Raw genomic sequence first — 6,035 nt, forward strand, 5'->3', positions numbered from 1 at the left:
CGGCATGCTGAAAAGGTATATCAAAGTAAGGTAAAAAGCGGCTATCGTTAGCTATTAGTTCTAAAATTTCCAGCGGGAATAAATCGGGGTGTAAATATAATAACCTCGCATAAAAAGTTTTATCTATTTTAGATAATTCTTTTAATAGCTGATATAAACTTTGCCCCTTATCAAAGCCGTAGCTGGCTAAATCTTGGGCTATTAAGTTAATCTCCTTAACACCGTCTTCCAATAAAAAATTAAATTCATTAATAATTTCTGCGCTGTTTCGGCTAATTAAAGGGCCTTTAATTAAAGGAATAGCGCAGTAGCGGCAACCATTATTACAGCCTTCGGCAATTTTTAAATAGGCACTGCCGTTAAATGAAAAACGTTCTTTACGCTTTAGTGGGCCGGCAGCGGCCTTTATTATTGGGTTACCCTGTAATTGCTCAACAAAGCTGCCCACAACTTCGGGCTTACCGGCATAAAGACCATCGGCCTCTGTCAATAGTTCTTTTAATTCATCACCATAACGTTCGGCCATACAACCGGCAAAAACAATTTTAGCCTTGTAATTATTTTTAGCGCTAAAAAAATGTTGGATAGCCTCTTTTTTAGCGCTCTCCACAAAACCGCAGCTATTAACAATAATCACATCGGCATCGGCTGCTTCGCTAAGCCGATAACCGGCCTCACTAAGCGAAGCTACCATTATTTCGGCGTTAACTTGATTTTTAGCACAGCCTAAATTATCTATATATATTTTTTTAAACGACATTATCTAAGACCAGTTCCCACATTCTGGTGTAACCATTAAAGAGCCATCTTAAATCTTTAACCACTATCTCGCCGGCCCGCCCTAAAGAGAGCTCGTTAAAACCAACTCTTAGGCTGGCCTGCTCGGCATCGCTTACCCAAAGGCGCATATTGTTGCGCATAGTACGCTGAAAACGGTCGCCATTTTGAAAAAAACGTTCGTTTTGCTCGTTGTTATCTAGTCTAAACCTAAAATAACTATAACCCCTAAAAGTAATAACGACATCTACCTGAATTGGGCTTACTACGCTTAAAATAGTTTGCCGCCCTAAGCTAGGGTTAATCGCTAAATTGACTGCACTATTAACCGGCATAACTTCGCCGGGTAAGCTGCTAACCGCAGCTACATCTAAACGCTCAAAACGCACACGCGCCGCCGTATTGTTTTGCAAGCCAATATCCAGTAAACTTACCATAAAATTAGCTCTGTCTGCCGAATTTAGGCTAAAAAACCTTTCGTTACCTAATTGCAGCTGGAAGGTATCCAAAAGCGTATCGTTACGGTAAAGCTCAAAAAGTAAACTGCTGCTGCTATAACGCATAAGGACAAAGCGGTAAGTTACATCTTCGCTAAAAGAAACTATTACTTCGTCATCTACAGAGAGCAGTTCATCGATAAAATTTTCTAATATAAAACTTTGCTTAGTAACCAATAAAGCATTTTGTCTGCGCTCTTCCTCTAATTGCGCACGCACTCTATTGCGCTCGGCAATTTGCGGCAAAGCCACAAAAATAAAACTGGCAACTAAAGTTAGTGCCGCTAAAAACATTAAAATTATTATAGGTAATTTACTTTTAGGTTTTTCCATTAGTAAATCCATAGGGGCTTGTTCTTCACCAAGTTTATGGTTACGATACAAAGCCAAAATGCGATTAGTATCTAACGATAAAAAATCGGCATAATTTTTTAAAAAAAGCTGCACATAGGTTTCGCTGTTAAAGGCCTCAAAATTATCGGCCTCTAAGGCTTGTAAATATCTTAGCGATATATTAGTTTCGGCGGCAGCCGTCTCTAAATCGATACCCAGTTTTTCGCGCGCTTCCTTTAAGCTTTCACCAACTTTTTTCATAAAAACAGTAACTCTACCCTTTTACATTGTAATAAAATAATTGAATAGTTAAAAACTGAAAATTATTAATTATTTAATATCTTTCACTTTTCACCTAATTAGTGGGAAACAAAAAATTAGTAAAGGTGGTTGGCTTATCGGTTTCGGGCAGTTCCAACACAAATAACGAAGCCGCAAGGCCGGTATTTAAATTAATATTACTATATTCAAAGATAATCCGCTCAAACAAACTGGTGGTGGCCTCTACCCTTACAATCAATAAGTTAGGAGTAATGGATAAATCGATAGTACGAAAACCTTCACTAAAAGTACGCCACTCCAGCCGTAATTTATGCACCATTATACTGCTACCCGGTACTAAAGGCTGCAAATTGGGAGTATTTATCCAGCTTACCGAATAATTTTCTTGCAAAATACGCAGGCCGGCGCCGGTCATTAAGCCGCCCAGCGCTACATCGCTGGCACCTAGCCGCTGCTCCATAATAGCCCCAAAACGCGGTAAATGCAACTGCAATAAATTATTATTAATAACTAAGGTTTGATTGGGCGGACTGGTATAATTAATACGCAAATTGTTAGGAGCCCTAAACAGCAACTGCCCCGTCTCTACACGGTTGGGCCACCTAATGGTAATATTGGCTGTATAGTCGTTAATGGTAGCGTAGCGTTCGCTAACCCTATTTAAAAAATCGCTGGCTGTTTGCGCCGTTTGGGCCTGAAGCCCGCTCGTTATTAATAGTAACAATAAAAAAACAGTAACTTTTTTCATAAACATTTTACCTCACTTATTTTAGTAAATTCCTCTAATTTATGGTTTGCTGCGCTACCGCTTGCAATGACACAAGCCTAAGCTACTCATTAAAAAGTTTTATTAAATCATCTACTCTGGCAAGCACCTCTGCCGTTCCCAATAAATAAATTGAAGGGAATAACGGCGGCGAGACGCTGCTACCGGTAACCGCTACACGCAGCGGTTGCAGTAACATATTAATTTTTATGCCCAGCTCATCGGCTAAAGCCCTAAAAGCGGCTTCGTTGGTGGCCTCATCTTTACCGGCAAAATCTTCAATTAACGGACGCGCCGCCTGTAAAGCCTTTAAAGTGGTGGCTTTATCGCTCTTTTTAGCGATAGCTTCCTCTATATTATAGCTAGCCGGTCTGGCAAAGAAAAACTTAACTAAAGCCGGCGCCTCACTTAATAAAGTAAGCCTTTCTTTAATTAACGGCATAATTTTATCTAATAATTTTTCGGTTTGGCTATCGGGTTGGTTAGTTATTAAGCCGGCCGCTACTAAAAAAGGCTTTAACAAAGTTTTTAACTCGTCATCACTTAATTTACGCATATATTGGCCGTTAAACCATTCCAATTTTTTATAATCAAACACCGCCGGAGCTTTGTTAATACGCTCCATTGTAAAAAATTGGCACAGCTCGTCCATTGTAAAAAACTCGCGGCTGTCATCGTAACTCCAGCCCAATAGGCTGATGTAATTAATAATAGCCTGCGGTAGGTAGCCTTTAGCAACAAACTCGCGCACCGATGTTGCCCCATGCCGTTTGCTTAACTTATGGTTATCGTTACCCATTACCATCGGCAGATGGCAAAGTTTGGGCATCTGCCAGCCAAAGGCCTCGTATAATAATTTATGAAAAGGTGCGCTGGGTATCCACTCCTGCGCCCGCATAATGTGGGTAATGGCCATTGCGTGGTCATCGATAACATTGGCCAAATGATAAGTAGGAAAGCCATCACTTTTGAGCAAGACAGGATCTGGTGAAATATCTTTCCCTACGTAACTAAAATCGCCCATCACCTCATCGTGTACCGTTACGGTAACCTCGAGGGGGATTAACAACCGAACCACCGGCGTTATACCATCGGCTTTCGCTTGGGCAATTTCTTCGGCAGTAAGGTCGCGGCAGTGGCGGTCGTAACCCGGCGCCATACCGTTGGCCTCTTGGATTTTGCGAATGCGCTCTAACCTAGCAGGAGTACAATAACAATAGTACGCTTTGCCTTTTTCCACCAGCTCTTTGGCATGTTTTTGATATAAATCGAGCCGCTGGCTTTGAATATAAGGGCCATAGCCGCCATCTTTATTGGGGCCTTCATCGTAGTTAATGCCCAGCCAATTTAGGGTGGCATATAAATCGTCTATCGCTTCGGGAAAGGTACGTTCTTGGTCGGTATCTTCAAGCCTAATAATAAATTTACCGCCGTTAGCGCGGGCAAAAAAATAGTTAAACAGCGCCGTTCGGGCGCCGCCGATATGCTGGTAACCCGTTGGGCTGGGGGCATAACGTACACGCACAGTCATTAAAATCTCCTCATCGTTGCTGGCTTAGTATACACGATAAAGCCGGTGATAGGCAAGAGGCTTGTCTTAAATGAAAGGTTTTTAACAGAATTTTAACTTTTAGATTAACATTATGGGCTATTTACTACAATTATATTAAAATTTATGCTTGACTAAATCCATTATTTTGTTATAATAGATTTATGGAATTTCTGGGAAATTTAATAATGTTGTTTATGGAGTTAAATAAAATGTGGCAAATAATAGTAATAATTGTAGTAATTCTTATATTAAAAACAATAATATTTCCTAAAGATAAAGATGTAGCCAAAAATAATTATCAGACTTTCAGAAAAATTCCTGCTAAGAACTACCCTATTAATCTTAATGAATTACGCGGTAGCACTTTTATTTCACATATTGGTAATATTACTACCGATGCGTATAATCCAAAAAAGAAACGGCACGATTCTGTACAAATAGAAGTGAAATATAGCATTAGTATTAACGACGACTTTCCGCATAATAATCAATATATTCTAATTTTTGAAAGAACTAATTCACCTAACATTTCTTTTTATAGCAAAACAAATGATTTTGATTTGCTTAATAGTAACGAAAGTATCAGACTTAACAATCAAAGCTTAATAGAGCAACTATTAATTAATTGTTGGTTTGATGGGATTAACCCTATCACCGTTACTGATAGAAGAGGAAATATAGAAGCTTATATAAATAAACATGGTTCTATCCTTTCAATTCATTTTGGATATGATACCAACAATAATGGCTACCAAAATCTCCGTTATGACTTAGATAAAGCTTAAAGCTACCTTACTCTAAGTCAATAAGGCACTTATTATATAGTTAGATATTTTCTATTCCAGCGCCACTTTCATCATCCCGGTAAAGGTTAGTTGCCGCTCATCGGGGTCTGGTAGCTTCGCCGGTAACTAAGTGGTCGCTTATCGTTGACAAATATAAGGCATTTACTTAAATGAAAATAACAAAAAAGTATTGACTTTTACAGATAAAAATGTTATTTTATTTATGTAAAGCTGTTCGCTAAAAAGTAGTTTTACGCTCCCTTAACTGGGTTACTCGGCCCCGCTTAAAAGCGGGGCTTGGAATTTGGAAAGCTGCTCATGTTAAAAAATGAACCACAGTTTGTAAAGTGTGCTCAAATATTTATGTGTAATTTTGAATCTTGTTATAATAAAAAAGATGGTACAATAAGTAACCACGAATTTACCGCTAATATAAAGCCTGAAATTGGTAAAATTAGGCCGGTTGTCATTATAAAACCGCATAAAAGGCACCGCTTAGCATTAGTGGTACCCTTTACAACACAAAAACCCACTAAAGAATTAAGTTTTACTGTAGAAATTCCGCTAGGCTTTATGCCCGGCAATTTAAAACATAAAAAATGCTGGGCTTTATGTGATATGTTACAAATTGTTAATTTAGCAAGATTACAACGATTATACCGTCAAAATATACAAAATATTTGCCTAGATGGCCATTACTACAGTAAAATAATTGAAAAAATACAAAAAATTATCAAATAACTACCACAAAACACACACAAGCCGTTAGAGTTCTACACAAAAAAGACAAATTATTTTCGTGCGTTTACTATACAACCCTGCGGCTTGTATTGCGGTTAATTTTTTACTGCGGCATAGCCACGCAAGCCTCTAAGGCCACTTTCATCATCTCGGTAAAAGTTAGCTGACGTTCTTCGGGGCTGGTAGCCTCGCCGCTTACCAAGTGGTCGCTTATTGTTAGCAAACATAAAGCATTGGCTTTGTACTTAGCGGCTAAGGTGTACAGAGCATTGGCCTCCATCTCTACAGCTAAAACGCCGTAG

At 38.9% G+C, this 6,035-nt stretch carries 7 protein-coding genes; 2 read left to right on the forward strand and 5 right to left on the reverse strand.

Translation table 11 applies throughout. The features are described from left to right. From FWE37_08790 to gltX, 4 genes are all read right to left on the reverse strand, one after another. Nucleotides 1-760 (reverse strand): 30S ribosomal protein S12 methylthiotransferase RimO (locus tag FWE37_08790; GenBank protein MCL2521076.1); only part of this gene is annotated, 760 nt, incomplete at its 3' end. Then, on the reverse strand, nucleotides 750-1,868 hold the full coding sequence (locus FWE37_08795) for a helix-turn-helix domain-containing protein (protein ID MCL2521077.1): 1,119 nt from the start codon (nucleotides 1,866-1,868) through the stop codon (nucleotides 750-752). The genes FWE37_08795 and FWE37_08790, both read right to left, overlap by 11 nt. A gap of 94 nt (nucleotides 1,869-1,962) precedes the next feature. Beyond that, on the reverse strand, nucleotides 1,963-2,637 hold the full coding sequence (locus tag FWE37_08800; GenBank protein ID MCL2521078.1) for a hypothetical protein: 675 nt from the start codon (nucleotides 2,635-2,637) through the stop codon (nucleotides 1,963-1,965). 82 nt (nucleotides 2,638-2,719) lie between these two features. Continuing rightward, nucleotides 2,720-4,186, reverse strand: coding sequence for a glutamate--tRNA ligase (gene gltX / locus FWE37_08805; protein MCL2521079.1), 1,467 nt, complete (start codon nucleotides 4,184-4,186; stop codon nucleotides 2,720-2,722). A gap of 182 nt (nucleotides 4,187-4,368) precedes the next feature. Here gltX and FWE37_08810 point away from each other — a divergent pair, with 182 nt between their 5' ends. After that, nucleotides 4,369-4,992, forward strand: a complete 624-nt coding sequence (locus tag FWE37_08810) for a hypothetical protein (GenBank protein MCL2521080.1) — start codon at nucleotides 4,369-4,371, stop codon at nucleotides 4,990-4,992. Between the two features lie 363 nt (nucleotides 4,993-5,355). Beyond that, a complete protein-coding gene (locus FWE37_08815; GenBank protein ID MCL2521081.1) occupies nucleotides 5,356-5,733 on the forward strand; it encodes a type II toxin-antitoxin system PemK/MazF family toxin in 378 nt (125 codons plus the stop codon). Between the two features lie 103 nt (nucleotides 5,734-5,836). On the opposite strand, the gene FWE37_08820 is transcribed toward FWE37_08815, so the two are convergent. Next, the coding region (locus tag FWE37_08820; GenBank protein MCL2521082.1) for a purine-nucleoside phosphorylase at nucleotides 5,837-6,035 on the reverse strand (199 nt) is incomplete at its 5' end.

This window comes from Spirochaetaceae bacterium (assembly GCA_009784515.1).
Taxonomy (GTDB): domain Bacteria; phylum Spirochaetota; class Spirochaetia; order WRBN01; family WRBN01; genus WRBN01.

Bases quoted from the DNA above. Each gene is read 5' to 3' on its own strand.
- FWE37_08800 (MCL2521078.1), bottom strand. From the start codon at position 2,637: ATGAAAAAAGTTACTGTTTTTTTATTGTTACTATTAATAACGAGCGGG.
- FWE37_08810 (MCL2521080.1), top strand. From the start codon at position 4,369: ATGGAATTTCTGGGAAATTTAATAATGTTGTTTATGGAGTTAAATAAA.
- FWE37_08795 (MCL2521077.1), bottom strand. From the start codon at position 1,868: ATGAAAAAAGTTGGTGAAAGCTTAAAGGAAGCGCGCGAAAAACTGGGT.
- gltX (MCL2521079.1), bottom strand. From the start codon at position 4,186: ATGACTGTGCGTGTACGTTATGCCCCCAGCCCAACGGGTTACCAGCAT.
- FWE37_08815 (MCL2521081.1), top strand. From the start codon at position 5,356: ATGTGTAATTTTGAATCTTGTTATAATAAAAAAGATGGTACAATAAGT.